The organism is Kitasatospora sp. NPDC034023 (assembly GCF_055575795.1).
The window spans coordinates 68,510-93,148 of the sequence record NZ_JBVIRY010000035.1 but is presented as its reverse complement, the minus strand read 5'-3'; the positions used below and the strand labels follow the sequence as shown (position 1 = coordinate 93,148).

Annotated in this window: 19 protein-coding genes; 11 read left to right on the top strand and 8 right to left on the bottom strand. The window is 73.2% G+C overall.

The features are described from left to right. Positions 1-492: 492 nt before the first annotated feature. The gene (locus tag ACZ52R_RS34825) at positions 493-942 is read left to right on the top strand and encodes a PTS sugar transporter subunit IIA (RefSeq protein WP_360504874.1); all 450 of its coding nucleotides are present in this window, start codon (positions 493-495) and stop codon (positions 940-942) included. Between the two features lie 102 nt (positions 943-1,044). Further along, positions 1,045-2,715 carry a phosphoenolpyruvate--protein phosphotransferase gene (gene ptsP / locus ACZ52R_RS34820; protein WP_465754801.1) on the top strand — a complete coding sequence of 557 codons (1,671 nt, stop codon included), beginning with the start codon at positions 1,045-1,047 and terminating at the stop codon, positions 2,713-2,715. A gap of 90 nt (positions 2,716-2,805) precedes the next feature. On the opposite strand, the gene ACZ52R_RS34815 is transcribed toward ptsP, so the two are convergent. The 3 genes from ACZ52R_RS34815 to ACZ52R_RS34805 form a co-directional block, all read right to left on the bottom strand. Next, positions 2,806-4,926 carry an acetoacetate--CoA ligase gene (locus ACZ52R_RS34815; RefSeq protein WP_465754800.1) on the bottom strand — a complete coding sequence of 707 codons (2,121 nt, stop codon included), beginning with the start codon at positions 4,924-4,926 and terminating at the stop codon, positions 2,806-2,808. Between the two features lie 45 nt (positions 4,927-4,971). Continuing rightward, positions 4,972-5,520, bottom strand: a complete 549-nt coding sequence (locus ACZ52R_RS34810) for an NUDIX domain-containing protein (RefSeq protein ID WP_465625404.1) — start codon at positions 5,518-5,520, stop codon at positions 4,972-4,974. A 90-nt stretch (positions 5,521-5,610) separates the two neighbouring features. Continuing rightward, positions 5,611-6,513, bottom strand: coding sequence for an NUDIX hydrolase (locus tag ACZ52R_RS34805; RefSeq protein WP_360504882.1), 903 nt, complete (start codon positions 6,511-6,513; stop codon positions 5,611-5,613). Between the two features lie 196 nt (positions 6,514-6,709). Here ACZ52R_RS34805 and mmuM point away from each other — a divergent pair, with 196 nt between their 5' ends. The 5 genes from mmuM (at position 6,710) to ACZ52R_RS34780 (ending at position 13,033) form a co-directional block, all read left to right on the top strand. Further along, positions 6,710-7,654, top strand: a complete 945-nt coding sequence (gene mmuM, locus ACZ52R_RS34800; RefSeq protein WP_465625407.1) for a homocysteine S-methyltransferase — start codon at positions 6,710-6,712, stop codon at positions 7,652-7,654. A 191-nt stretch (positions 7,655-7,845) separates the two neighbouring features. Beyond that, complete coding sequence (locus ACZ52R_RS34795; RefSeq protein WP_360504886.1) at positions 7,846-8,610, top strand: IclR family transcriptional regulator; 765 nt, start codon at positions 7,846-7,848, stop codon at positions 8,608-8,610. A 284-nt stretch (positions 8,611-8,894) separates the two neighbouring features. After that, positions 8,895-9,632 carry an MIP/aquaporin family protein gene (locus ACZ52R_RS34790; protein WP_465664630.1) on the top strand — a complete coding sequence of 246 codons (738 nt, stop codon included), beginning with the start codon at positions 8,895-8,897 and terminating at the stop codon, positions 9,630-9,632. 110 nt (positions 9,633-9,742) lie between these two features. Continuing rightward, entirely contained in the window at positions 9,743-11,263 is a 1,521-nt protein-coding gene (gene glpK / locus ACZ52R_RS34785) for a glycerol kinase GlpK (protein ID WP_360504890.1), read from the top strand. A 174-nt stretch (positions 11,264-11,437) separates the two neighbouring features. Beyond that, positions 11,438-13,033, top strand: coding sequence for a glycerol-3-phosphate dehydrogenase/oxidase (locus ACZ52R_RS34780; RefSeq protein WP_360504892.1), 1,596 nt, complete (start codon positions 11,438-11,440; stop codon positions 13,031-13,033). Between the two features lie 134 nt (positions 13,034-13,167). Here ACZ52R_RS34780 and ACZ52R_RS34775 read toward each other — a convergent pair whose 3' ends face one another. After that, the gene (locus ACZ52R_RS34775; RefSeq protein ID WP_465754799.1) at positions 13,168-14,388 is read right to left on the bottom strand and encodes a metal-dependent hydrolase family protein; all 1,221 of its coding nucleotides are present in this window, start codon (positions 14,386-14,388) and stop codon (positions 13,168-13,170) included. Between the two features lie 123 nt (positions 14,389-14,511). On the opposite strand from ACZ52R_RS34775, the gene ACZ52R_RS34770 reads away from it, so the two are divergent. After that, entirely contained in the window at positions 14,512-15,141 is a 630-nt protein-coding gene (locus ACZ52R_RS34770; protein ID WP_465754798.1) for a TetR/AcrR family transcriptional regulator, read from the top strand. A 422-nt stretch (positions 15,142-15,563) separates the two neighbouring features. Here the strand turns inward: ACZ52R_RS34770 and ACZ52R_RS34765 are convergent, their stop codons facing one another. After that, complete coding sequence (locus ACZ52R_RS34765) at positions 15,564-16,958, bottom strand: GntT/GntP/DsdX family permease (protein ID WP_465625415.1); 1,395 nt, start codon at positions 16,956-16,958, stop codon at positions 15,564-15,566. 73 nt (positions 16,959-17,031) lie between these two features. Further along, positions 17,032-17,586: a gluconokinase gene (locus ACZ52R_RS34760; protein ID WP_465625417.1), complete on the bottom strand. Its 555-nt coding sequence runs from the start codon at positions 17,584-17,586 to the stop codon at positions 17,032-17,034. A 150-nt stretch (positions 17,587-17,736) separates the two neighbouring features. Here ACZ52R_RS34760 and ACZ52R_RS34755 point away from each other — a divergent pair, with 150 nt between their 5' ends. The 3 genes from ACZ52R_RS34755 to ACZ52R_RS34745 all read left to right on the top strand — a co-directional run bounded on the left by ACZ52R_RS34755 (position 17,737) and on the right by ACZ52R_RS34745 (position 19,205). Continuing rightward, positions 17,737-18,432, top strand: coding sequence for a FadR/GntR family transcriptional regulator (locus tag ACZ52R_RS34755; RefSeq protein ID WP_465625419.1), 696 nt, complete (start codon positions 17,737-17,739; stop codon positions 18,430-18,432). Between the two features lie 171 nt (positions 18,433-18,603). Beyond that, on the top strand, positions 18,604-19,071 hold the full coding sequence (locus ACZ52R_RS34750; RefSeq protein ID WP_465625421.1) for a hypothetical protein: 468 nt from the start codon (positions 18,604-18,606) through the stop codon (positions 19,069-19,071). Next, positions 19,068-19,205 carry a hypothetical protein gene (locus ACZ52R_RS34745; RefSeq protein ID WP_465625423.1) on the top strand — a complete coding sequence of 46 codons (138 nt, stop codon included), beginning with the start codon at positions 19,068-19,070 and terminating at the stop codon, positions 19,203-19,205. The genes ACZ52R_RS34750 and ACZ52R_RS34745 overlap by 4 nt, the downstream gene beginning before the upstream one ends. On the opposite strand, the gene ACZ52R_RS34740 is transcribed toward ACZ52R_RS34745, so the two are convergent. Together ACZ52R_RS34740 and ACZ52R_RS34735 are read right to left on the bottom strand one after the other, a co-directional pair. Continuing rightward, complete coding sequence (locus tag ACZ52R_RS34740; RefSeq protein WP_465625425.1) at positions 19,202-19,966, bottom strand: metallophosphoesterase; 765 nt, start codon at positions 19,964-19,966, stop codon at positions 19,202-19,204. The genes ACZ52R_RS34745 and ACZ52R_RS34740 overlap by 4 nt on opposite strands. Before the next feature lie 89 nt (positions 19,967-20,055). Continuing rightward, positions 20,056-24,618 carry a hypothetical protein gene (locus tag ACZ52R_RS34735; RefSeq protein ID WP_465754797.1) on the bottom strand — a complete coding sequence of 1,521 codons (4,563 nt, stop codon included), beginning with the start codon at positions 24,616-24,618 and terminating at the stop codon, positions 20,056-20,058. Between the last annotated feature and the right edge of the window lie 21 nt (positions 24,619-24,639).

Sequence of the window (24,639 nt, the reverse complement as noted above, 5' to 3'; positions counted from 1 at the left end):
TTTGGCACGCTGTTGAGTTCTCAAGGAACGGACGCTTCCTTCGGACCGCCTTCCAGCGGACCCTCCGGGCTTCGTTCTTTCGTGTTCCCAGCTTACCAGATGTTTTCCGCTCCGTTTACCGGGGCTTTTCGCATCTGAAATCTGGTGTTAACCGCCAAGTTGTGGCGACTCGACCAACCATAGCGGGTCGGTGACCGGAGTGCGAATCGAGGCGCGCTTGGTGTCACCCGGTCGGCGGCATGATTTGTTGCTCTCGCGAGCATATACAGCAGTGGTCCCGATTCGCCAAGATGCCTGTAGAGTTCGGCACATCGGCCGAGAGGACTAGACCACTCGCGGGCTGGCGAGACGCCCGCCGACAGGCGGGCGGGGGCGGGGTTTTCGCCCGGGAATGTTGACAGATGTCCGAAGTTGACATGATTTAGGCTTCAGCTGATCGTCGTGCCGCTCCTCGCGGCCGCTCGCTGTACTGCGCCCTTGGGAGGCACCACCATGACCACTGTGACGTCGCCGCTGACCGGCAAGGTCGTCGGGCTCGCCGGCGTGCCGGACCCGGTGTTCTCGGGCGCGATGGTCGGCCCCGGTACCGCGATCGACCCGGTTCGTCGGCCCACCGAGGCGCTCTCTCCGGTGGACGGCGTCGTCGTCTCCATGCACCCGCACGCCTTCGTCGTCGTGGACGCCGAGGGCCACGGTGTGCTGACCCACCTCGGGATCGACACCGTCCAGCTCAACGGCGAGGGCTTCGAGCTGCTCGTCACCAAGGGCGACACGGTGACCCGCGGCCAGGCCGTCATCAAGTGGGACCCGTCCGCCGTCGAGGCCGCCGGCAAGTCGCCGATCTCGCCGATCGTCGCGCTGGAGGCCACCCCGGACTCGCTCGGCGACCTGCGGGAGGACGGCGAGGCCGTCTCCGGCGAGCCGCTGTTCAGCTGGAGCTGACCCTCTCGGCCACCGATACACACCCGCCCCGCAGGAAGTGACGGGGCGGCCCGGCACTCAGCGGTTCCCGGCGGGGCCGCTCCTCTCAGCGGAGACAGGTAGATGGAGAAGACACTGCGCGGCGTGGGTGTCAGCCACGGGGTCGCGATCGGCCAGGTGCGGCACATGGGGACGGCGGTTCTGGAGCCCCCGACCACCCAGATCCCGACCGAGGACGCCCCGCGGGAGCAGGCACGCGCCCAGGCCGCCGTGGAGGCGGTCGCCGCCGACCTGATCGCGCGCGGCAACCTGGCGGGCGGCGAGGCGCAGGCCGTCCTCGAGGCCCAGGCGCTGATGGCGCAGGACCCCGAGCTGATGGCCGACGTGTCCCGCCGGATCGCCGTCGGCAGCAGTGCCGAGCGCGGTGTGTACGACGCCTTCGCCGCCTACCGCGCGCTGCTCGCCTCCGCCGGGGAGTACCTGGCCGGGCGGGTCGCCGACCTGGACGACGTGCGGAACCGGATCGTGGCCCGGCTGCTCGGAGTGCCGATGCCGGGTGTGCCGGACAGCGACGAGCCGTACGTGCTGTTCGCGCGGGACCTGGCGCCGGCCGACACCGCGCTGCTGGACCCGACGCTGGTGCTCGGCTTCGTGACCGAGGAGGGCGGGCCGACCAGCCACAGCGCCATCCTGGCGCGGGCGATGGGCGTGCCGGCCGTCGTGGCGCTGCCCGGTGCGACCGATGTCGCCGAGGGCACCGTCGTCGCGGTGGACGGCAGCTCGGGCGATGTGCTGCTGGAGCCGTCGCAGGAGAGGCAGGACGAGCTGCGGGCGATCGCCGCCGAGCGCAAGGCCTCGCTGGCCGCTTCCTCCGGTCCGGGGCAGACCTCGGACGGGCACCGCGTCCCGCTGCTCGCCAACGTGGGTGGCCCGGCGGACGTGCCGGCCGCGCTGGAGAACGGCGCCGAGGGCGTCGGCCTGTTCCGTACCGAGTTCCTGTTCCTGGACGACTCGGCGAAGGCTCCCAGCGAGGAGAAGCAGGTCGAGGCGTACCGCAAGGTGCTGGAGGCCTTCCCCGAGGGCCGGGTCGTGGTCCGGGTGCTCGACGCGGGCGCGGACAAGCCGCTGGACTTCCTGACTCCGGCCGACGAGCCGAACCCGGCGCTCGGCGTACGCGGTCTCCGTACCCTGCTGGAGCACCCCGAGGTGCTGCGCACCCAGCTGCGGGCGCTGGCCACGGCGGCCGCGGGTCTGCCGGTGCACCTGGAGGTGATGGCGCCGATGGTGGCCGACCGCCAGGACGCCAAGGACTTCGCGACCGCGTGCCGCGAGGCCGGACTGGACGCCAAGTTCGGTGCGATGGTGGAGATCCCCTCGGCCGCGCTGCGGGCCAGGTCGATCCTTCAGGAGGTCGAGTTCCTGTCCCTGGGGACCAACGACCTGGCGCAGTACACCTTCGCGGCCGACCGCCAGGTCGGTGCGCTGGCTCGGCTGCAGGACCCGTGGCAGCCGGCGCTGCTGGACCTGATCGCCGCGGCGGCCGACGCCGCGCGGGCGAGCGGCAAGAGCTGCGGCGTCTGCGGCGAGGCGGCCTCCGACCCGCTGCTGGCCGTGGTGCTGACCGGTCTGGGCGTCACCAGCCTCTCGATGGGCTCCGCGTCGATCCCGTACGTGCGGACCGCGCTGGCCAAGTACACGCTGGCGCAGTGTCGCCGGGCGGCCGAGGCGGCCCGGGCCGCGGACAGCGCCGAGGAGGCGCGGGTCGCGGCGCAGCAGGTGCTGTCCGGCGAGTAAGGGCCGAATAACAGCGCTGAAGGCGAGAACACGAGAAGGGGCGCCCTCACCATCGCGGTGGGGGCGCCCCTTTCGTGTGCGTCGGGGAGGTCAGGCCCGGCGGTCGATGCGGAGCCGCTCGAAGAAGCGCAGGTGCTCGATGTTGTCGACGGAGCCGGGGTTGACGGCCTGCTCCAGCGGGGTGCCGGAGAGGATGCGCTTGACCGGGACCTCGATCCGCTTGCCGGTGAGGGTGTGCGGGAGGCCGCGGACGGCGATGACCTCGTCGGGGACGTGGCGCGGGGAGAGTTCGGTGCGCAGCGAGGTGCGGATGCGGCCGGTGAGGTCGTCGTTCAGTTCGGCGCCGGGGGCGAGGACGACGAACAGCGGCATCCAGTAGCCGCCGTCGGGTTCCTCCAGGCCGATGACCAGGGACTCGGCGATCTCGGGGAGGCGCTCGACCACCTCGTAGATGTCCGAGGAGCCCATCCGGACGCCCTGACGGTTGAGGGTGGAGTCGGAGCGGCCGTGGATGACGACGGTGCCCCGGGAGGTGACGGTGATCCAGTCGCCGTGGCGCCAGATGCCGGGGTACATGTCGAAGTAGCTGTCGTGGTACCGGGTGCCCTCGGGGTCGTTCCAGAAGCCGGTGGGCATGGACGGGATGGGCTTGGTGACGACGAGTTCGCCGACCGCGTCGGTGAGCGGCTTGCCCTGGACGTCCCAGGACTCGACGGCGGCGCCGAGGCAGGGGGCCTGGATCTCGCCGAGGTACACCGGGAGGGTGGGGACGCCGCCGACGAAGCAGGAGCAGACGTCGGTGCCGCCGCTGACGGAGGCGAGCCAGACGTCCTCCTTGACCTCGTCGTAGATCCAGCGGAAGCCGTCGGGGGGCAGCGGGGAGCCGGTGGTGCCGATGCAGCGCACGGCGGAGAGGTCGAGGTCGCGGCCGGGGTGGAGCTCGGCCTTGCGGCTGGCGATCACGTAGGCGGCGGAGGTTCCGAGGACGGTGGCGCCGGTGCGGGCGGCGACGGACCAGAGGGCGCCGGTGTCGGGGTGGCCGGGGCTGCCGTCGTAGGTGACGATCGTGGACCCGACGAGGAGGCCGGCCAGCAGGAAGTTCCACATCATCCAGCCGGTGGAGGTGTACCAGAGGAAGCGGTCCTGGGGGCCGAGGTCGAGGTGGAGGCCGGCCTGCTTGAGGTGTTCGAGCAGGATGCCGCCCTGGCTCTGGATGATGGCCTTGGGCAGGCCGGTGGTGCCGGAGGAGTAGAGGACCCAGAGCGGGTGGTCGAAGGGGACCGGCTCGAAGACCGGCTCGACGTCGTCGGAGACCAGGTCGTCCCAGGTCAGGGCACCCTCGGGGGCGGGGGCGCCGAGCAGCGGGATGTGGACGACAGTGCGCAGGCTGGGGAGCTCGCGGCGCAGCTCGGCGACGACCTCGGTGCGGTCGTGGTCCTTGCCGCCGTAGTGGTAGCCGTCGATGGCGAAGAGGACGGCGGGTTCGATCTGCTGGAGGCGGTCGAGGACGCTGCGGGCGCCGAAGTCGGGGGCGCAGCTGGTCCAGATCGCGCCGACGGCGGCGGTGGCGAGGAGGGCGACGGCGGCCTGCGGGATGTTGGGCAGGTAGGCGCTGACGCGGTCGCCGGGGCCGATGCCCTGGGCGCGCAGGGCGGCGGCGAGGGAGCCGACCTGGCGGCGGAGTTCGGACCAGGTGAGGGCGACGGGCTGCTCGGTGGTCTCGTCGAGGTGGAGGATCGCGGGGCGGTCGGCGTTGGCGCTCTTCTCACCGTCGGGGCCGGGCTCGGCCGCGCGCAGGGCGTGCTCGGCGTAGTTGAGGCGGGCGCCGGGGAACCAGCGGGCGCCCGGCATGGCCGGGTCGGCGAGGACGGCCTCGGGGGCCTGGGTGAAGCGGACGTCGAACCACTGGGTGACCGCGGTCCAGAACCGGTCGAGGTCCTCGGTGGACCAGGTATGCAGGTCGGCGTAGCGCTGGGCGGCCTGCTGGTCGTCGGCGGCCGGGGCGAGCGCGGCGGCCGGGGCGCCGTGGTGTTCGGCGGCCCAGGCCTGGAAGGCCACCAGGCTGGTGGCGGCGGCGCGAGCGGGGTTGGGGCGCCAGAGCGGCTGGTCCTGGGGTGGGGTGCTCACGGTGGTGGTCTCCCGGCCGGTGGTGGGGACGGGAGAGCTTGTGGCAGACCCGTCCGGTTGGGCTGTCGGTGCAGACCATGCCATGTGCGCGGCCGTCGCGCCAGGGTCGGCCGCCGAGCGGCGGGGAGGTCAGCGGGGGGCGAACTCGCCGCTGAACCAGCGGCTCAGGACCCCGTTGTGGAAGTCCCAGACGAGCGCGGTGTCGGCGGTGGCGAGCAGCCAGCCGTCGGTCTCGTCGGTGGGGCGCGAGGGCGGGAGCTCGGCGAGCGGGCGGGCGGGGAGCAGGCCGCAGAGCATCACGAAGCGGCCGTAGGGGTCGGAGGCGGTGTGGATCAGGGTGACCTCGGTGGGGTCGGCCGCGATGCCGGTCTCCTCCTGCAGTTCGCGGACGCAGGCCTGCTGCCAGCTCTCGCCGTAGTCCATGTAGCCGCCGGGGAAGGCGAGTTCGCCGTAGCCGGGTTCGATGGTGCGGCGGATGACGACCAGGGCGGGGTCGGCGTCGGGCCGGGTGACGGGGAGGACGGTGACCGCGACGGGCAGCGGGTTGCGGTAGCTGATCTCGGTGCAGCCCGGGCAGGTGCGGGGCCAGGCCCGGGTGCCGGCCGGGTAGGGCGTACCGCAGAAGTGGCAGTGGGAGAACGGCCGGTGGACGGCCTGGGTCGCTTCGTCAGTGGTCATGGCCGGATGGTAGCCCCGGTGGCGTGACCGGGTCCCCGGGTCTTCGGTGATCAGACCGGCGGGCCAGCAGGTGATCAGGCGAGCGGGTGATCAGTGCGGCCCGGCGTCGCCGGGCGGGTCCTCGCGGGTGGGACGGAGCAGGGCGGGGTGCAGCAGGCCTGCGCCGCCGGCGTGGTAGGTGCGGGCGCGGGGGCCGCCGCGGGCGCCGCCGCGCTCGGTGGTGGTGCCGGTGCTCTCGACGAAGCCGGGGACGGAGAGGACCTTGCGGTGGAAGTTGCCGGGGTGGAGCTTCTCGTCCCAGACCGCCTCGTAGACGGCGCGCAGGTCCGGGATGGTGAAGTCGTGGGGCAGGAAGGCGGTGGCCAGCGGGCTGTACTCGAGCTTGGCACGCACCCGGTCGAGCCCGTCGGCGAGGATCCGGGCGTGGTCGAAGGCCAGCGTGAGCGCAGTGGGGCCGGTGCGCCCGTCGACGCCACCCCCGTGGGTGTCGGCGGGCGCACCGGCGGCTCGGGACCGGCCGCTGGGCCGGAGGTCCAGGTCGCGGACGGGGTGCCAGGCGGCGGCCGCGGCGTCCGTCCCGGCCTGGGGGTCGGGGAGGTCCGGTGCGAAGGCGAGGTAGGCGACGGAGACGACGTGCATCCGCGGATCCCGGTCGGGGGCGCCGTAGGTGCCGAGCTGCTCGAGGTGGAAGCGGCAGAGCTTGGCCTCGGCGTCGGCGGCACCCTGCAGGCCCGTCTCCTCGGCGAGTTCGCGGGCGGCGGCCTCGTCCAGGCTCTCCTCGCCGGCCCGAAGGAAGCCGCCGGGCAGCGCCCAGCAGCCCTGGTAGGGCGGGGCGCCGCGCTCGACGAGCAGGACGTGCAGGCTGCCGTGGCGCAGGGTCAGGGCCACCACGTCGACCGTGACGGCGATCGGGGCGTAGGCGCGCGGGTCGTACGCGGCGAGCCACTCCTGCTCGGCCTCGGGCCCGGTGCCGGGCCGGTCGTCCGCCGCCATCGCCGGTTCCTCTCCGTGCTCGCGGTGCTCGCTCTTGTCTTCAGTGTTGTCAGGTGCTGCTGTTCAGGTGCTGTCGTTCTCGGGCTGAGCACAACGTAGCGATCCGGGTTCCCCGGCGGCAAATGCTTTTCCCGGTCGGCCGGGGCGCCGGCCTTCTAGGCTGTGACCAGCAACGACCGCGTCAGAGGAGGCCGACATGCCCACTGCTCCCCCGCCGGACTTCGCCACGGCGCTGGCCGCCGGTCCGCTGGTGCTGGACGGTGGGATGTCGAACCAGTTGGCGGCGGCGGGGCACGACCTGTCGGACGAGCTGTGGTCGGCGCGGCTGCTGGCGGACGACCCGGGGGCGGTGGTGGCGGCGCACCGGGCGTACTTCGAGGCCGGCGCGGACGTCGCCATCACGGCGAGCTACCAGGCGAGCTTCGAGGGCTTCGCCCGTCGCGGCGTCGGTCGGGCGCAGGCCGCGCGGCTGCTGGCGAGCAGCGTGGAGCTGGCCCGGGAGGCGGCGCGGGCCGAGCCCGGCAGGCGGCGGCGCTGGGTGGCGGCGTCGGTGGGCCCGTACGGGGCGGTGCTGGCGGACGGTTCGGAGTACCGGGGCCGGTACGGGCTGGGCGTCGCGGAGCTGGTGGCCTTCCACCGGCCGCGGCTGGAGGTGCTGGCGGCGGCCCGGCCGGACGTGCTGGCGTTGGAGACGGTGCCGGACGCGGACGAGGCCCGGGCGCTGCTGGAGCTGGTGCGCGGGCTGGGGGTGCCGGCCTGGCTGTCGTACAGCGTCGAGGGGGACCGGACCCGGGCCGGGCAGCCGCTCGCGGAGGCGTTCGCGCTCGCGGCGGAGGTGGACGAGGTGCTGGCGGTGGGCGTCAACTGCTGTACGCCACAGGACGCGGACCGGGCGGTGGCGCTGGCCGCCGAGGTGACCGGGAAGCCGGTGGTGGTCTACCCGAACAGTGGGGAGGAGTGGGACGCCGGGCGCCGTGGCTGGCACGGGGAGGCGACCTTCCGCTCGGCCCGGGTGGGCGGCTGGCTCGCGGACGGGGCCCGGCTGGTGGGCGGCTGCTGCCGGGTCGGGCCGGACGGGATCGCGGCGCTCGCGGCGGAGGTGGCGGTGCGCCGGGGTCCGTCGAACGACCTGGAAGGCTGAGACCCGGCCGGAGTGAGGCCGGAGAATCGCGGGAGCCGGAGCACCGCAGGGGCCCGAGATTCCGGCCCCTGGCACCCGGCCGGGGACCGGTTACCGAGGGGGAAGGTGCACGGAGCCAGTACGGCCTGGCAGACTCGTCCCGTCACCACTGCGGTCGACATTGTCGACCGCCTGTCAGCGCGGAGGTATCCATGCCCGGCCCGATCCAGTCGCTTTCCCGGGCCGCCGCGATCATGCGCCTGCTGGCCGGCGGCGAGCGCCGCCTCGGCCTGTCCGAGGTCTCGACGGCGCTGGGCCTCGCCAAGGGCACCGCGCACGGCATCCTGCGCACGCTGCAGCAGGAGGGGTTCGTCGAGCAGGACCCGGAGAGCGGCAAGTACCAGCTGGGCGCGGAGCTGCTGCGGCTGGGGCAGAGCTATCTGGACGTGCACGAGCTGCGGGCGCGGGCCCTGGTGTGGGCGGACGACCTGGCCCGGGCGGCCGGGGAAACGGTCTACCTGGGGGTGCTGCACCAGCAGGGCGTGCTGATCGTGCACCACGTGTTCCGGCCGGACGACACCCGCCAGGTGCTGGAGGTCGGCTCGATGCAGCCGCTGCACAGCACCGCGCTCGGCAAGATGCTGCTGGCCTACGACCCGGTCGCACGTGGGGAGTTGGGCGACGGTCCGTACGAGTCGTACACCATGCGCACGCTCACCGAGGCCGCCGACGTGGACGCCGAGTGCGCGCTGATCCGCGAGCGCGGCTGGGCCGACGCGGTCGAGGAGACCTGGGAGGGCGTGGCCTCGATCGGCGCGCTGATCCAGGACCGGCGGCGCAACCCGGTGGGCGCGGTGTGCATCAGCGGGCCGGTGGAGCGGGTCTGCGAGGACGGCTTCGTGAGGCCCTCGCTGGTGGCCTCGGTACGCAGCGCGGCGCGCGCGATCTCGCGCGATCTGGGTGCCGGGCGGTTCTGAAAAAGCGTTCACATCGTCACGCTGAGGCGCGGACGGGCGGTAGGCCTGTCCGCGCCTTGGCGTTTTGTCCTGTTTCGGGGCGCTCCGCTCGGTAACTTCGGGGAGCGGGCCGAGGCAAGGGTCACAGCTGCGTAACCCCGCCTTGACGTGGGGGCGACCTGGGGAGGAAGCTTCCGCATGACGGTCGACATTGTCGAACGATGGCCGGGGAGATCACTCCCCCAGTGCGCTCACCCACACAGCGATCGACCGGCCGCCCACCCCCACCCACACCTCCGGGCCATATGGACAAGGGAGTCTTTGTGTCCGCGTTCTCCAACGGCGACGTATTCGTCGGCGAAACCCTCGGCACCGCCGCCCTGATACTCCTCGGCGGTGGCGTTTGCGCCGCCGTGACCCTCAAGAAGTCGAAGGCCGTCAACGCCGGCTGGCTGGCGATCACCTTCGGCTGGGGATTCGCGGTCCTCATCGCCGCCTACATGTCGGCTCCGAAGTCCGGCGCGCACCTCAATCCGGCCGTCACCATCGCGCTCGCGGTGAAGAGCGGCGAATGGAGCCAGGTGCCGCTCTACCTCGGCTCGCAGCTGCTCGGCGCGATCATCGGCGCCGTGCTGGTCTGGGCGACCTACCTCGGACAGTTCAACGCCAACGAGGAGCCCACCCTCGGCATCTTCTCGACCGGGCCCGAGATCCGGAACCCGATCCAGAACGTGCTCACCGAGGTCATCGGCACCTTCGTGCTCTGCTTCGCGATCCTCACCATCGGCACCAACTCCGGCCTCTCCCAGTCCGGCACCGGCACCCTGATGGTCGCCTTCACCGTCGTCGGCATCGGCCTCTCGCTGGGCGGCCCGACCGGCTACGCGATCAACCCGGCCCGTGACCTCGGCCCGCGCATCGCCCACACCCTGCTGCCGATCCCCAACAAGGGCGGCTCGGACTGGTCGTACGCCTGGGTCCCGGTCGTCGGACCGATCATCGGCGGCCTCGCGGCCGGCGGCCTGTACAACGCCCTCTTCTAAAGACCCCTCTTCACAAGAGCGGTGTCGACCCCGCCGAACACGGGGACTGACCGAGAAGCGCGTCAGGCCCACCCACCCCGTACCCCCGAACCCGAGCCGAGGACCCTCCCATGACCTCCACCGGTAACTACATCGCCGCGATCGACCAGGGCACCACCTCCAGCCGCTGCATCATCTTCGGCGCCGACGGCCGGATCGTCTCCGTCGACCAGCAGGAGCACCGGCAGATCTTCCCCCAGCCCGGCTACGTCGAGCACGACGCCAGCGAGATCTGGACCCGGGTGCAGTCGGTCGTCCGCGGTGCCCTGGAGAAGGCCGGACTGACCAAGGACGACATCCGCGCCATCGGCATCACCAACCAGCGCGAGACCACCGTCCTGTGGGACAAGAACACCGGTGAGCCGGTGCACAACGCGCTGGTGTGGCAGGACACCCGCACCGAGGGGCTCTGCCGCGAGCTGGGCCGCAACGTCGGCCAGGACCGCTTCCGCCGCGAGACCGGCCTCCCGCTGGCCAGCTACTTCGCCGGCCCGAAGATCCGCTGGCTGCTGGACAACGTCGAGGGCCTGCGCGAGCGCGCCGAGGCCGGCGACATCCTGTTCGGCACCATGGACACCTGGGTGATCTGGAACCTCACCGGCGGTGTCGACGGCGGCAAGCACGTCACCGACGTGACCAACGCCAGCCGCACCATGCTGATGAACCTGAAGACGCTCGCCTGGGACGAGAGCATCGCCGAGTCGATGGGCGTGCCGATGGCCGTCCTCCCGGAGATCCGCTCCTCCGCCGAGGTGTACGGCGAGGCCGTCGGCGACCTGGCCGGCGTCCCGGTCGCCTCCGCGCTCGGCGACCAGCAGGCCGCGCTGTTCGGCCAGACCTGCTTCAACGAGGGCGAGGCCAAGTCCACCTACGGCACCGGCACCTTCCTGCTGCTCAACACCGGCGAGAAGATCGTCAACTCGTACCACGGCCTGCTGACCACCGTCGGCTACCGGATCGGCGACCAGGCCCCGGTGTACGCCCTGGAAGGCTCGATCGCCGTCACCGGCTCGCTCGTCCAGTGGCTGCGCGACCAGCTCGGCATCATCTCCACCGCCGCCGAGATCGAGACCCTCGCCAACACGGTCGAGGACAACGGCGGCGCCTACTTCGTCCCGGCCTTCTCCGGCCTGTTCGCCCCGTACTGGCGCTCCGACGCCCGCGGTGTGATCGCCGGCCTGACCCGGTACGTCACCAAGGGCCACCTGGCCCGGGCCGTCCTGGAGGCCACCGCCTGGCAGACCCGCGAGGTCGTCGACGCCATGCAGAAGGACTCCGGGGTCGAGCTCACCGCCCTCAAGGTCGACGGCGGCATGACCAGCAACAACCTGCTCATGCAGAACATCGCCGACGTCCTGGACGCCCCGGTCGAGCGCCCGTACGTGGCCGAGACCACCGCCCTCGGCGCCGCCTACGCGGCCGGTCTCGCCGTCGGCTTCTGGAACGACCTCGACACCCTGCGGGCCAACTGGCACCGCGCCGCCGAGTGGACCCCGCGCATGGACGAGGCCACCCGGGAGCGTGAGTACAAGAAGTGGCTCAAGGCCGTGGAGCGCACCATGGGCTGGGTGGAGGAGGAAGAGAACAACTGACCGACCAGCCGGTCGGGGCCCCGTGCCCCGGCCGGCCGCCCGCTGTTCCGGCAACGGGCGTCACCGTGTTTCACCGGCCCGCCGCACCGGGCCGACCGGCCTCTCCCGCAGAGGCCGCACCGCACACGAGAGGAGTAACGGCGCCGCCCGACCCGCGCGCCGTACACAACCACCATGGCAACCATCCCGACCCTGGGCGCCGAGCGCACCGCCGGCCGCACCGCCTCCCGCGCCGAGACCCGCGAACTGCTCGGCAAGGCCACCTACGACCTGCTGGTGATCGGGGGCGGCATCCTCGGCACGGCCGTCGCCTGGACCGCGTCCCAGGCCGGCCTGAAGGTCGCCATGGTCGATGCCGGCGACTTCGCCGGTGCCACCTCCAGCGCCTCCTCCAAGCTCGTCCACGGCGGTCTGCGCTACCTGCAGACCGGCGCGGTCAAGCTGGTCGCGGAGAACCACAAGGAGCGCCGCGCGCTCTCCACCGACGTCGCCCCGCACCTGGTCAACCCGCTGACCTTCTTCGTGCCGGTCTACAAGGGCGGCCCGCACGGCGCCGCCAAGCTCGGCGCCGGCGTCTTCCTCTACTCTGCGCTGTCCGCCTTCCGCGACGGCATGGGCCGGGTCTCCACCGCCGCGCACGCCGCCCAGCAGGTGCCCGCGCTGCGCACCGAGGGCCTGCGCTCGGTGGCCGTCTACGGCGACCACCAGATGAACGACTCGCGCGTCGCCGTGATGACCGTGCGCGCCGCGGTCGACGCCGGCGCCGTGGTGCTCAACCACGCCGAGGTCACCGGGCTGCGCTTCACCGGCCGCCGGGTCACCGGTGCCGAGCTCCGCGACCGCCTGGACGGCAGCGAGTTCGGCATCAACGCCCGCCTGGTGCTCAACGCCACCGGCCCGTGGGTCGACCACCTGCGCACGATGGAGGACGCCGGCGCCGCGCCGTCGATCCGCCTCTCCAAGGGCGCCCACGTCGTGGTCAAGCGCCGCTCGCCGTGGCGCGCCGCGCTGACCATCCCGATCGACAAGTACCGCGTCTCCTTCGCCATCCCGTGGGAGGACCACGTCCTCCTCGGCACCACCGACGAGGAGTACACCGGCGACCCCAAGGACGTCCGGGCCACCGACGCGGACATCGACCAGATCATGGGCGAGGCCGCGCACGCGATCCGCGACGAGCACCTCGACCGCGACCTGGTCACCTACTCCTTCGCAGGCCTGCGCGTGCTGCCCGGCGGCCCCGGCGACACCGCCGCCGCCAAGCGCGAGACCGTCGTCACCGAGGGCCGCGGCGGCATGCTGTCGGTCTCCGGCGGCAAGTGGACCACCTACCGGCACATCGGCCGCGCCGTGCTGGAGAAGCTGGCCCACGTGCCCGGCACCAGCCTCGGCGAGGACATGTCCCCGATCGCCCCGACCGTCCCGCTGCCGGGCGTCGGCGCGCCGAACGCGGTGGCGCACCGCCTGCTGATCGACCGTGAGCCGGGCTCGCGGATGGAGCCGCTGGTCGCCAAGCACCTGGCCAGCCACTACGGCACGCTCTCCTTCGAGATCGCCCGCATGATCGACGAGAACCCGGAGCTCGGCCGGCCGATCCACGAGGACGGGCCCGACGTCTGGGCGCAGGTCGCGTACGCGGCGGACAACGAGTGGGCGTACACGGCGGACGACGTGCTGCGCCGCCGCACCACGATGACGGTGCGCGGGCTGGACACGCCGGAGATCCAGGCCGAGGTCGAGGCCTTCCTCGCGAAGCGTGGGACCAAGTAAGCACAGCCTCGCGAAGCGTGGGACCAAGTAAGCACAGCCTCGCGAAGCGGGTCGGCAAGTAACAACAGCTTTACGGCGGGCGGGTGTTCGGGGTTTCCCGGGCGCCCGCCCTTCGCTTTGTCAGATCAGGGTGTTCACACGACCGCGCCGGCCTTGACCACGTGCTTGAGGTGCCGCTCCGGGCGGGTGAGGACGGTGAGGTCGGCCAGCGGGTCGCCGTCGACGACGAGCAGGTCGGCGTGGGCGCCCGGGGCGAGGGTGCCGATCTCCCCCGCCATGCCGAGCAGTCGGGCCGCCGTGGTGGTCGCCGAGCGGAGCACGTCCGCGACCGGCTGGACCTGGGCGCGCAGGGTGAACTCCTCCAGCTGGGCCGGGTGCAGCGGGCCGAGCAGGTCGCTGCCGTAGACGAGGTTGACGCCCGCCCGGTGGGCCCGCTCCAGGGCGTCGAGGCCCCGGTCGCGGACCTCGGCGAGCTTGCCGACGGAGGCGGGCGGCAGGCCGGAGGCGGCGCCGAGCTTGGCGGTCTGCTTGTAGGCGACCAGGGTCGGGACCAGGAAGGCGTCCTTCTCCAGCAGCAGGGCGATCGTGCCGTCGTCCAGCAGGTTGCCGTGTTCGACGCAGCGCACCCCGGCCCGCAGGGCGCGGTCGATCGCCCGCGGGTGGTAGGCGTGCACGGTGACGTAGCGGTTGTGGTTCTCCGCCTCCTCGACCGCCGCGCGGATCTCCTCCTCGCTGTACTGGACGGCGGCGATCTCGTCGTGCGGGGAGGCGACGCCACCGGAGAGCAGCACCTTGAGGTGGCGCGCGCCCTTGCGGAACTCGTCCCGTGCGGCGGCCCGTACCGCGTCCACGCCGTCGGCGATCCGGCCGAAGTTCGGCCGGGACTCGCAGCAGGGCAGGGCGTCGTCGCCGAGCGGGCGCAGGTCGCCGTGGCCGCCGGTCTGGGACAGCGCCTTGCCGCCGTGCAGCAGTCGGGGGCCGGGCACCAGGCCCTCGGCCAGGGCGCGGGCCATGCCGTGGTCGGCGCCGCCGACGTCGCGGACGGTGGTGAAGCCGCGGCGCAGCATGCGTCCGGCCTCGGCGAGGGCGCGGACGGTCGCGTAACCGGGGGTCCAGTCGGCGACGTCGTGCAGGTCGAGCGTGGTGACCAGCAGGTGGACGTGGGCGTCGATCAGGCCGGGCAGGACGGTGCCGCCGGCGGCGTCGACCACCCGGACGCCGTCGCTCGCGGCGGGCGGGCGGCCGGTGCCGGTGGCGGCGATCCGGCCGTCGGCGGTCTCCAGCCAGCCGCGGTCGGTGCGGGTGCCGTGCTCGGGGTGGAGCAGGTGGGCGTTGGTGATCAGCAGTCGGCTCATGGTGGTGGTCCCCCTCGGGTTCGGTGCGGCTGGCACCGGCGGTTCGGTACGGCTCGCACCGGCAGTTCAGTACGGCCCGTATTGAATACGACTCGTACTGAATACACCATGTATCGTTCCCCTGTGAACCCACCCCCGGCCGATGCCGCCGCTGCCCGACCGCCTCGCCGTCGTGTCCACACCCGGGCCCGGCTACTGGCCGCGGCGGGCGAACTGTTCCTCACCGTCGGCTTCGCGCGGACGAGCATCGAGGACGTCTGTGCCGCCGCCGGCTACACCCGCGGCGCCTTCTACTCGAACTTCGGCCGCAAGGAGGACCTGCTGCTGGCGCTCTTCGACGACCAGGCGGCGCAGCGGATGGCCGAGCTGGAGCAGCTCGCCGCCGCCTGCGAGGCGCTCGCGCCGCGGGATCGGGCCCGGCTGCTGGTCGAGGCGCTGCTGCGGGTCGAGCCCGCGGAGACCGGGTGGATCCTGCTGTTCCTGGAGTTCCGGCTGGTCGCCGCCCGGACGCAGGCGCTGGCCGAGCAGGTCGCCGCGCACGACCGGACGGTCGCGCGGGCGCTGGCCGACGTCCTGGAGCGGGCACTGCCGGAACTGGTACCCGAGGGCGCGAGCGCCGGGCAGGCCGCGACGGTGATCCTCGCCGCGCGGGAGGGGTTGCTGGCCCGTACGGCGGCGGGCGGCGCGGTCGCGGAGCAGCTGCTGGAGGCGACGGCGGCGGTGCTGTCGGGGCTGCTGGGGCAATCAGGCTGAACCGAGGGCTCGCGTCCCACGTGGATCCTCGATGGGCCGGTAGCCCGCCTGGGCCCTTCCTGCGACGGACGGTGCCGACCGTGCACCAGCTGGCACGTTCCTGACGTTCTGTCGATCTGAATCGACGTGACCGGGGCCGTGCGGCGAGAATCGCTCTCCTCGGCATCCCGCTGTCCGAGAAGGGCGCACCGTTCAGGCCCTGCCGCCACGAACGGCCCGTTGCGGTCGGCCCGTTGCGGTCGGCCCGTTGCGGGTCGGCCCGTTGCGGCTGGCTGGTGCCGCAGCGCGACCCCACGTGGTGTCGACCGGCTCAGCGCCGTCCGGGCGCCGTCCCGGTCCGGGATCGGGTACTCGGCAGCTGACGAGTCCGGCCCCACCGCTCACGCGCCGGGGCCGGGACCTGAAGGCTTTTCACCGAACTTCTAAATGATCAGGCTCAGCGGCAGGATCAGGGCGATCGCGACGACCGAGATCACCGTCTCCATCACCGACCAGGACTTCAGCGTCTGCCCGACGCTCATCCCGAAGTACTCCTTCACCAGCCAGAACCCGGCGTCGTTGACGTGCGAGAAGAACAGCGAGCCGGCGCCGATCGCGAGCACCAGCAGGGCCGCGTGGGTCGAGGACATGTTCGCGGCGAGCGGGGAGACGATGCCCGCCGCCGTGATCGTGGCGACCGTCGCCGAGCCGGTGGCCAGCCGGATCAGCACGGCGATCAGCCAGCCCAGCAGCAGCGCCGAGATGTGCCACTTGCCGGACCACTCGCTCACCGCGTTGCCGACGCCCACGTCGATCAGGGTCTGCTTGAAACCGCCGCCCGCGCCGACGATGAAGACGATGCCCGCGATCGGGCCGAGCGACTTGCCGACGGTGTCGGAGATCCGGGCCTTGTCGAAGCCCGCCGCCCTGCCGAGGGTCAGCATGCCGAGCAGGGTCGCGGCGAGCAGGGCGATCAGCGGGGAGCCGACGAAGTCGAACACCCGCTGGCCGATCGCCTTCGGGTCGTCGATCACCACGTCGGCCAGCGCCTTGCCGAGCATCAGCACGACCGGCAGCAGGATCGTCGCCAGCACCGCGCCGAAGGACGGGGTGCGGTCGCGCTCGGCCGACTCCGCGGGGGCGGTGGCCGCCGGGAGCTCCAGCGGACCGACCCAGCGCTCGGCGACCCGCGCGAACAGCGGACCGGCGATGATCAGGGTCGGGACGGCGATCAGCAGGCCGAGCGCCAGGGTGATGCCGAGGTCGGCCTTCAGCGCGTCGACGGCGACCAGCGGGCCCGGGTGCGGGGGCACCAGACCGTGCAGCACCGACAGGCCGGCCAGGGCCGGGATGCCGACCCGCATCAGTGGAACGTTGCCCCGGCGGGCGACCAGGAGCACGATCGGGATCAGCAGGACGACGCCGACCTCGAAGAACAGCGGCAGGCCGAGCACGGCGGCGATCAGCGCCATCGCCCAGGGCAGCGCCCTGTTGCCCGTACGGGAGAGCACGGTGTCCGCGATGATGTTCGCGCCGCCGGAGTCGGCGAGCAGCTTGCCGAGCATCGCGCCGAGGCCGATCAGCAGGCCGACACTGGCCACGGTGGAGCCGAAACCCGTCGAGAAGCTGCTGAGCAGCTTGTCGAAGGGAGCGCCCGCGACGGCGGCCAGCAGGCCGGAGCCGAGCGTGAGGGCGAGGAACGGGTGCAGCTTCAGCTTGGTGATGAGTACGACGATCGCACCGATGCTGAGCAGCACCGCGATCAGCAGCTGGGAGTCGCTGCCGGTGTGCGGCAGGGCCGGTGGGGCGGCAGAGAGGAGAGTGGCGGACAAGCTCATGCGCCCGCCTCGCTTCGCTCGGTCGGGGCATTCGCCCTTACGCGCCTTCTGACGGCTCGCTCGCTTCGCTCGCTCACGTGAGGTCTCCATTGACGGGCCGCAGCAGTGCCGCGGCCATCTCGACGAGTTCTTCGGGGGACGGGCCCACGTCCAGGACGGCGCCGTGCTCGTCCGCCTCCAGGGGTTCCAGGGCGGCGTACTGCGAGTCGAGCAGCGACGACGGCATGAAGTGGCCGGTGCGGTGGCTGAGCCGGTCCTCGACCAGCTCGTGGCCACCGCTGAGGTGCAGGAAGAAGGCGCCCGGGCAGGCCGCGCGCAGGGCGTCGCGGTAGCGGTGCTTCAGCGCCGAGCAGGTGACCACACCGCCGGTGCCGTCCTCGGTCCGCTCCTTGAGCCACGCGCCGATGGCGCGCAGCCAGGGGGCGCGGTCCTCGTCGTCCAGCGGGACGCCGGCCGACATCTTGGCGATGTTGGCCGCCGGATGGAAGTCGTCCGCCTCGGCGAAGGGGAGGTCGAGGCGGTCCGCCAGCAGGCGGGCCAGAGTGGTCTTGCCGACTCCCGAGACGCCCATCACCACGATGGTGAGGGGGGCCTGCGGGAGGTCGTGGTTCTCGACGCTGAGAGCCATGGGTGGTGCTCCTTCGTTGCCTGGCCGCCACTATCGCCTCAAAGATATGACGTATTCAAGTAGTGGAAACCAAATCGTCATACTTTTGAGGTGTGGGCTGGATCGCAGGGCGATGCGAACGCTCACGGGCCGGACGTCTACCCTGGGCGGATGGAGATCCAGGGGCTGCCCGGGCGGCTGCTTGACGAGCTCGGGCCGACGATCGCGTCCGGGGAGATCCCCGAGGGCGCGGTCCTGCGCGGGGAGGACCTGGAAGAACGGTTCGGGGTGTCCCGGACGGTGGTCCGGGAGGCGGTGCGGATCCTCGAGGGGATGCGCATGGTGGCATCCCGGCGACGGGTCGGGATCACCGTGCTGCCGAAATCGCTCTGGGACGTCTTCGACCCGATGGTGATCCGCTGGCGCCTCGCCGGGGCCGACCGGCCCGCCCAGCTGCGCTCCCTCGGCTCGCTGCGGATGGCCGTCGAGCCGGCCGCGGCGGCGCTCGCCGCGGTCCACGCCACCGATGACGACCGACGCGAACTGAGCTCACTGGCCGTCGAGTTGACGGTCTCCGCGCGCGAGGCCGACCTGACCACCTTCCTCGGCCACGACATCGCCTTCCACGCCCTGGTGCTGCGCGCCTCCGGCAACGAGATGTTCGCCCACCTCGGGGACACCGTGGGGGCGGTGCTCACCGGGCGGACCGAGTACCATCTGATGCCCCATCAGCCGGAGCCGTACGCGATCCGGTTGCACCGCGAGGTCGCCGACGCGATCTGCTCGGGGCACGCCGACGAGGCCGAGCAGGCGATGCGGACGATCGTCACGGGCGCCCTGGAGGAGCTCAACCAGCAGTTGGGCTGACCTCCCGGTGACCTCTGCCCGGATGACACGGTTTGGTGGCTGTTCGGTGGATTCGGACGCATAGTCCTGGTTCGGCGGGGCAGAGTGAGCCTGGGGTCGCGTTTCGTGTGCGCCCGTTCCGTAACCAGTTGTTCCGTGTCCGGCGCCGAATCCGCGCCTGGGGGTCGCCCGATGTCCGTGCCACGCCGCCGTCGCCGCCTTCCCGACGAAGTGCGCGCCGCCGCAGTCCGGGCCGTGCTCTCCCTGGCCTTCACCCTGGTGGGTGTGGTCGTCGCGACGCTGTCCTCGTACGCGGGCAGTTCGATGCTGACGCCCGCACTGATGGCCATGGGGCTCGGGGTGTTCGGCACCATGTGGTGCCTGCTGGAGATCCTGATCTCCCGCCAGGTCGCCGCGCAGCGGATGCGGGCGCCGGTCTCCACCCACCCGATGGCGGGCGGCCGGGCGCCCTCCGAACCGCTGGCGGCCCGGCCGTTCCCCCGGCCCGGCTCGTCAGTGCACCAACAGGCGTACCAACAGCCGTACCAACAGTCGTACCAGTCGGTGTACCAAGAGCCGGATCAGCAGCCGGATCAGCCGCTCTACCCGTGGCCGCAGCACCCGCCGCACCAGCCGCGGGTGTCGACCACGCCGCCGTGACACCGGGGCCGAGCGTCAGCGCGATCACCGAGCCGACCGCGTTCGACGGGGCGGAGCGTTCCTTCGCCATCGCCCCGCCCGCCGAACTCATGGCGGTCCTGCGCCGGTTGAAGGAAGGCCGGCGGGCGGGCTAGTCGACCGGGACGACCCGGTAGTGGGTGGTGATCCGGGCGTCCCCGTCCAGGACGTGGAAGGCGAGCATCGGCGGGTGGTCGAAGGAGATGCCGCGCCCGCCCTCGCAGGGCAGGGTGACGGTGGAGACCACGCCGGGCGCGACCAGCAGCGGCAGGCCCGCGAAGGTGGTCGCGGCGGGGGTGTGGGAGTGACCGCAGAGCAGGGCGGCCACCCGGGGGTGGCGGCGCAGCACCGCGGCGAGGTCCGCCTCGCCGAACTGGCGGATCCCGTCGACCATCGGCAGGTGCAGCTCGACCGGCGGGTGGTGGAAGGCCACCAGGGCGGGCAGCTCGGTGCGCCCGGCGGCGAGCCGGGTGTCCAGCCAGTCCAGCGTCTCCTCGTCGAGCAGGCCGTCGTCCTTTCCGGGTATGGACGAGTCGAGCATCAGCACGTCGGCGCCGGGCAGCTGGTGCAGACGGTTGATCGGCCCCTCCCCGGCCGGCTCGCCGAGCAGCACCTCCCGGTACGGCACCCGGGAGTCGTGGTTGCCGGGGCAAGTGAGCACCGGGTGCCGGGAGGTGAGCGCCTTGGCCACCTGCCGGTACTCCTCGGCCAGGCCGTGGTCGGCGAGGTCGCCGGTGACCAGCACCCCGTCCAGCGGGCCGGGCAGGGCGTCGAGGTACGCCATCACCTGCTCGGTCCGCCGCCGGGCGCGCTTGCCGCCGTCCCGGCGGTGGACCTGGCCGAGGTGGATGTCACTGAGGTGCGCGATCGTCAGCATGCCGATCACGCTAGTCAGTTCACGGCTGCGTGGGAACTCCCTTCACAGCCGCGTGGGACCCGCGTTCACGGCCGCGCAGGGACGTCCGCTCACGGCTGGGCGGGAACCTCCGCGGGGCGCTTGAACATCCGGGTGGCCGTGATCTCGCCGTGGATGGTCGGGCCGTCCGGGTCCGGGGCGGCGGGCAGGCCGGGGCGCAGGTGCTCCTCGACCGAGATGTACTTGAGGCCGGCCCGCAGGTCGGCGTCGTTGCGCAGGCGGATCACCAGCGGGAACTCGGCGAGCGCGGTGGTGTCGAACAGGCCGGTGGTGTAGATGAGCTGGACGCCGAGCGCGTCGGCGACGGCGCGCTGGAGCTCCAGCAGGTAGGTGGCGTTGGCGCGGCCGATCGGGTTGTCGAGGAACAGCGTGCCGGCGTGCCGCAGTTGGGACTGGCCGCGGTCGTTGGCGCGCAGCGCGGCCATCGTGCAGTAGAGCGCGATGGCGGCGGTGAGCAGCTGGCCGCCGGAGAAGACGTCGGACATCTGGCCGACGCCGACCCGCTCGGCGCGCAGCACCGCGTCGGGCTTGAGGATCTCGACGCTGACGCCCTTGGGGCCGATCGCGGCGGCGACGCCGCGCAGCAGCAGGGACATGCCGTCGCGACGCAGGTCGCTGTTCTTCTTGACGGCGGCGCGGGTGGCTTCGTCGATGACCTCGCCGAGGCGTTCGACCAGGGTGGCGTGGTCCGGGTCCTCGAAGCGGATCCGGAGGAACTCCTGGCCGGACCACTCCCCCAGGCCTTCGGGCAGCCGGGAGAGTCGCTGGGCGGCGCGCAGGGTGGTGAGCGAGGACTCGACCAGGCCGCGCAGGCGGTCCACGATCGAGCCGCGGTTCTTCTCCAGCTGGGCGAGTTCGTCGGTGAGCACGCGCAGTCGGGGTGCGAAGGCGGCGGCCCAGGCGGCGGCGTGCTCGGGCAGCGCGGAGGCGGGCAGTTCGCGGATCTGCTGGCGGGCTGGGGTGCGGACGGCCTCGTAGCGGGCGGCGTTGGCGTGCCGGACGAGGGCGTCGGCGGTGTCGCGGACGGCGAGTTCGGCGCTGGACAGTTCGCCGGCGGCGGTGCGCAGGGCCCGGCGGGCCTCGGTGGCACCGGTGCGGGCCTCGGCGAGGGAGCCGAGGTACGGCTCGATCGGGTCGTCCGGGTCCTCCTGGTGGTCGCGCAGGCCGTCGCGCAGTTGGCCGGCCAGTTCGTCGAAGTCGGCGGCTGCGGACTGGGCGGTGTCGAAGGTGCGCTGCAGGTCGGCGTGGGCGGTGCGGGCGGCGTCGAGGGCCTCGCGGCGTTCGGCGAGGCGGCTGGTGGCGGTGCGCAGCAGGGCCTGGGCGTGCTCCGGATCGGTGGGGACGAGGTCCTCGGGCAGCTCGGTGTGCGCTTCGCCGTCGGTGGGGGCGGAGCGCTCGGCGTCGCCGCGCAGGCGGCCGAGGTGTTCGCTGGCGGCGGCGGAGCGGGCCTCGATGGTGGCGACCAGTTCCTCGGCGCGGGCGGCGGCGGCCTGGCGGGCCGGGCCGTCGGCTCCGTCGGGGCTGCCGAGGAGTTCTTCGGCGCGGGTGCGCACCTTGTTGGTGAGGCGGTCGAGTTCGGTCGCGGCGGCGGCCTCGTCGCCTTCGGCGCGGGCCTGTTCGGCGCGCAGGTCGGCGCCGACGCCGACCTTCTCGTAGAGCTGGGAGGCGGCGCGGTAGGCCTCGCGCAGGGCGGGCAGCGCGGCGGGGGCGGTGTCGGCGGGCTCGTCGGTCTGCTCGGCGGCGGGGATCTCGGCGCGTTCGGCGCGCAGCGCGCGGGTCGTACGGCGGGCGTCGTCGGCGGCGCGCTGGGCGGCGCGGCGGTCCTCGTCGCAGGTGCGGGCGCGTTCGGCGCACAGCGTCTGGCGGCGGTCGCACTCGGCGGCGTCCTCGGCGAGTTCGCGCTGGCGGCGGGCCCAGTTGGCGCGCTCGCGCAGGCGGAAGGCGAGGCCGGAGAGGGCGTCGGCGCGGCGGCGGGCGCGCTGGGCGGTCTCGCGGTGTTCCTCGTGGGCGGAGACGGCGGTGGCGTGGTCGGTCTCGGCCTCGTCGTGGTCGGCGCGCAGGGTGGCCAGGGCGGCGGCGGCCTGCTCGGCGTGTTCGCGGGCGGTCTCGGCGGCGGCGGCGAGCTCGGCGAGGGTGCCGGGCGGGCAGCTGGCGTGCCAGGAGGCGAGGCGGGCGGCTAGGGCGCGGTCGGCGCCGAGGCGGGCGGCGAGTTCGCGGATGTGTTCCTCGCGGGCGCTCGCCCGGGCGCGCAGGTCGCGGCGCTCGCCGTCGGCGGCGGACTCGTCGTGCATGGCCGGGTTCGGCGGCACGAGGAAGAAGGCGGGCTCGTCGGTGATCGGGGCGATCAGCGAGGCGGCGGCGCCGACGGCCACGGTGGAGCGCGGGAGCAGGGCGGCGGACTGGAGGGCCTCGCGGGCGCGCTCCAGCGAGGAGGGGTCGGTGACGACGACGCCGTCGACCAGTTCGGGGCGGGCGGCGAGGATCGCGTCGTGGTCGGCCGGGTCGACCGACTGGGCGAGGTAGCGCCAGCCGGGCAGGGCCGGGATGCCGTGCTCGGCGAGGTACTCGACGGTGGCGAGGACGTCCGGGCCGGGCGGCAGCAGGCCGCCGTCGCCGAGGGCGGCGAGGATGCGGGAGTCGTCGGCGGCGGCCGTCCGCAGGTCGAACAGGGTGCGTTCGGCGGTGGCGATGCCCTCGTCGAGGAGTTCGCGCAGGTACTCGGCGTTGCGGTCGAGGACGGCGGGGGTGAGGAAGCCGGCGTCCTCCTCGCCGCCCTCTTGGTACGGGGTGAGGGAGAGCAGGTCGGCGAGGCGCTGCTCGGTGGCGAGCAGGGCCGCGGTGCGCTGTTCGCCGGCCAGGGCCTGGGCGGCGGCCTTGCGGGCGTCGCCGGCGCGTTCGGCGGCGAGTTCGGCGCGCGAGGTGGCGGCGGCGGCCTCGCGCAGCCGGGCGGCGCAGGCCTCGGCGGCCGTACGGGCCTGGGCGAGGGCGGCGGCGGCGGCCTTCTCGACGTCGGCGGCGTGCAGGGCGGCGCGGGCCGGGTCCACGTCGCCGTCGGCGTCGATGAAGCCGGCCTCGACGGCGGCTTCGGTCTCCTGCTCGACCTCAGTGAGGCGCTGGCGCAGGTGCTCGGCCTCGCTGCGGGCCTTCTGCGCGGCGGTGGCGGCCTCGGTGGCGTCGGACTGTGCCTTGGCGCCGTCCGCCTGGAGTTCGCCGGCGCGCTGTTCCTCGGTGTCGGCGCGGGTCTCGGCGGCCGCGGCGGCGGTCTCCAGGGCGCGGGCGAGGGCGGTCGCGGCGCGGGCGCGGGCGGCGAGCGCGGGGGCGGCGTCCAGCTCGGCCTCGCGGATGGCGGCGGCGACCCGGGTGACCCGGTCGGCGGCGGCGCGCTGGCGCAGCACCACCTCGGCGGCCTGCCAGGCGGCGTGCAGGGTGCGGGCGTCGATCAGCTCGCGGCGCAGTGCGGCGGCTTCGGCGGTGGCCGCGGCGAGGCTCAGGGTGGCGTGCCGGTAGGTGAGTTCGTCGGTGATGAGGGTGTGCCGGGTGCGGTCGGACTCGGCGGCGGTGACGGCGCTCGCGGCGGCGGCGACCTCGATGGCGAGGTCCTGGGCACGGTCGCGTTCGGCGGTGGCCCGGGAGGCGAGGGCGTGGGCGAGGCGGCGGGTGCGGCGCTCGGCGGTGCGGTGGGCCTCGCGGACGGTCTCGCGGGCGGTGGTGGATTCGGCGATGCGCTCGAGCAGGTCCAGGGAGCCGGCGGTGAAGTCGCGTTCGGCGGTGAGTTCGGCACGGCGGCCGAGTTTGGCGGCGAAGCCGTGGACGAGGTCGGCGAGGCCGTCGGTGTCCCGGGTGTCGGTGACGGCGCGCAGCAGGAGGTCGGTGAAGTCGCTGTCGTGCTTGACCGCGAAGAGGCCGGCCGCCTCGCCTTCGTCGGCGTTCATCTCGCGCTGGTAGCGGAAGAGTTCGGGGTCGAGGCCGAGTTCGCCGAGGTGCTCGGTCCAGCGGTCGTGGCCGTCCTCGAAGACCAGGTCGAGGTGGGGGTGTCCCTTGCCGGCCTCGGTGAGGGCGTCGCGGAAGCCCTTCATGGTGCGGCGGCGGCCGCGGGCCTTCTGGTCGCCGGCCAGGCTGAGCCGCTCGGCGACCGGCAGGGAGTCGAGGGTGAGGCCGGGGCCCGGGCGGAAGGAGTACCAGGTCTCGGCGAACTTGCGCGGGTCGGAGGAGACCTGGCGGCCGCGCCACTCGCTGACCTTGCCGACCACGATCAGCTCGCCGGTGACGGTGTGCTGCCACTCCAGGGCGACGTGGCCGCAGTCGTCGGCGAGCAGGAACTTGCGCAGCACGCCGGAGCTGGCGCCGCCGAGGGTGTTGCGGTGGCCGGGGAGCATGACCGAGAAGATCAGCTTGAGCAGGACGGACTTGCCGCCGCCGTTCTCCAGGAAGAGCACGCCGGCCGGGGCGGGGCGGCGGACCGGGCCGTCGGTCTCCTCGCCGAACAGACCGATCTGCTGCGGGGCCGGGTCGGCGACGGGCTCGCCGACGCCGCGCAGGTCGAGCACCGTGTCGGCGTAGCGGGCGCCGGCCGGTCCGATCGAGTAGAGGCGGACCCGGTTGAGCTCGTACATGTGCGGCGGTTCTCCGTGCGT

What these genes read in the sequence shown, in the direction of transcription:
- ACZ52R_RS34740 (WP_465625425.1), bottom strand. Translation starts at nt 19,966, where the DNA reads ATGCTGACGATCGCGCACCTCAGTGACATCCACCTCGGCCAGGTCCAC.
- ACZ52R_RS34735 (WP_465754797.1), bottom strand. Translation starts at nt 24,618, where the DNA reads ATGTACGAGCTCAACCGGGTCCGCCTCTACTCGATCGGACCGGCCGGC.
- ACZ52R_RS34825 (WP_360504874.1), top strand. Translation starts at nt 493, where the DNA reads ATGACCACTGTGACGTCGCCGCTGACCGGCAAGGTCGTCGGGCTCGCC.
- ACZ52R_RS34780 (WP_360504892.1), top strand. Translation starts at nt 11,438, where the DNA reads ATGGCAACCATCCCGACCCTGGGCGCCGAGCGCACCGCCGGCCGCACC.
- mmuM (WP_465625407.1), top strand. Translation starts at nt 6,710, where the DNA reads ATGCCCACTGCTCCCCCGCCGGACTTCGCCACGGCGCTGGCCGCCGGT.
- ACZ52R_RS34795 (WP_360504886.1), top strand. Translation starts at nt 7,846, where the DNA reads ATGCCCGGCCCGATCCAGTCGCTTTCCCGGGCCGCCGCGATCATGCGC.
- glpK (WP_360504890.1), top strand. Translation starts at nt 9,743, where the DNA reads ATGACCTCCACCGGTAACTACATCGCCGCGATCGACCAGGGCACCACC.
- ACZ52R_RS34755 (WP_465625419.1), top strand. Translation starts at nt 17,737, where the DNA reads ATGGAGATCCAGGGGCTGCCCGGGCGGCTGCTTGACGAGCTCGGGCCG.
- ACZ52R_RS34805 (WP_360504882.1), bottom strand. Translation starts at nt 6,513, where the DNA reads ATGGCGGCGGACGACCGGCCCGGCACCGGGCCCGAGGCCGAGCAGGAG.
- ACZ52R_RS34765 (WP_465625415.1), bottom strand. Translation starts at nt 16,958, where the DNA reads ATGAGCTTGTCCGCCACTCTCCTCTCTGCCGCCCCACCGGCCCTGCCG.
- ACZ52R_RS34775 (WP_465754799.1), bottom strand. Translation starts at nt 14,388, where the DNA reads ATGAGCCGACTGCTGATCACCAACGCCCACCTGCTCCACCCCGAGCAC.
- ACZ52R_RS34790 (WP_465664630.1), top strand. Translation starts at nt 8,895, where the DNA reads ATGGACAAGGGAGTCTTTGTGTCCGCGTTCTCCAACGGCGACGTATTC.
- ACZ52R_RS34810 (WP_465625404.1), bottom strand. Translation starts at nt 5,520, where the DNA reads ATGACCACTGACGAAGCGACCCAGGCCGTCCACCGGCCGTTCTCCCAC.
- ACZ52R_RS34815 (WP_465754800.1), bottom strand. Translation starts at nt 4,926, where the DNA reads ATGGCATGGTCTGCACCGACAGCCCAACCGGACGGGTCTGCCACAAGC.
- ACZ52R_RS34750 (WP_465625421.1), top strand. Translation starts at nt 18,604, where the DNA reads ATGTCCGTGCCACGCCGCCGTCGCCGCCTTCCCGACGAAGTGCGCGCC.
- ACZ52R_RS34760 (WP_465625417.1), bottom strand. Translation starts at nt 17,586, where the DNA reads ATGGCTCTCAGCGTCGAGAACCACGACCTCCCGCAGGCCCCCCTCACC.
- ptsP (WP_465754801.1), top strand. Translation starts at nt 1,045, where the DNA reads ATGGAGAAGACACTGCGCGGCGTGGGTGTCAGCCACGGGGTCGCGATC.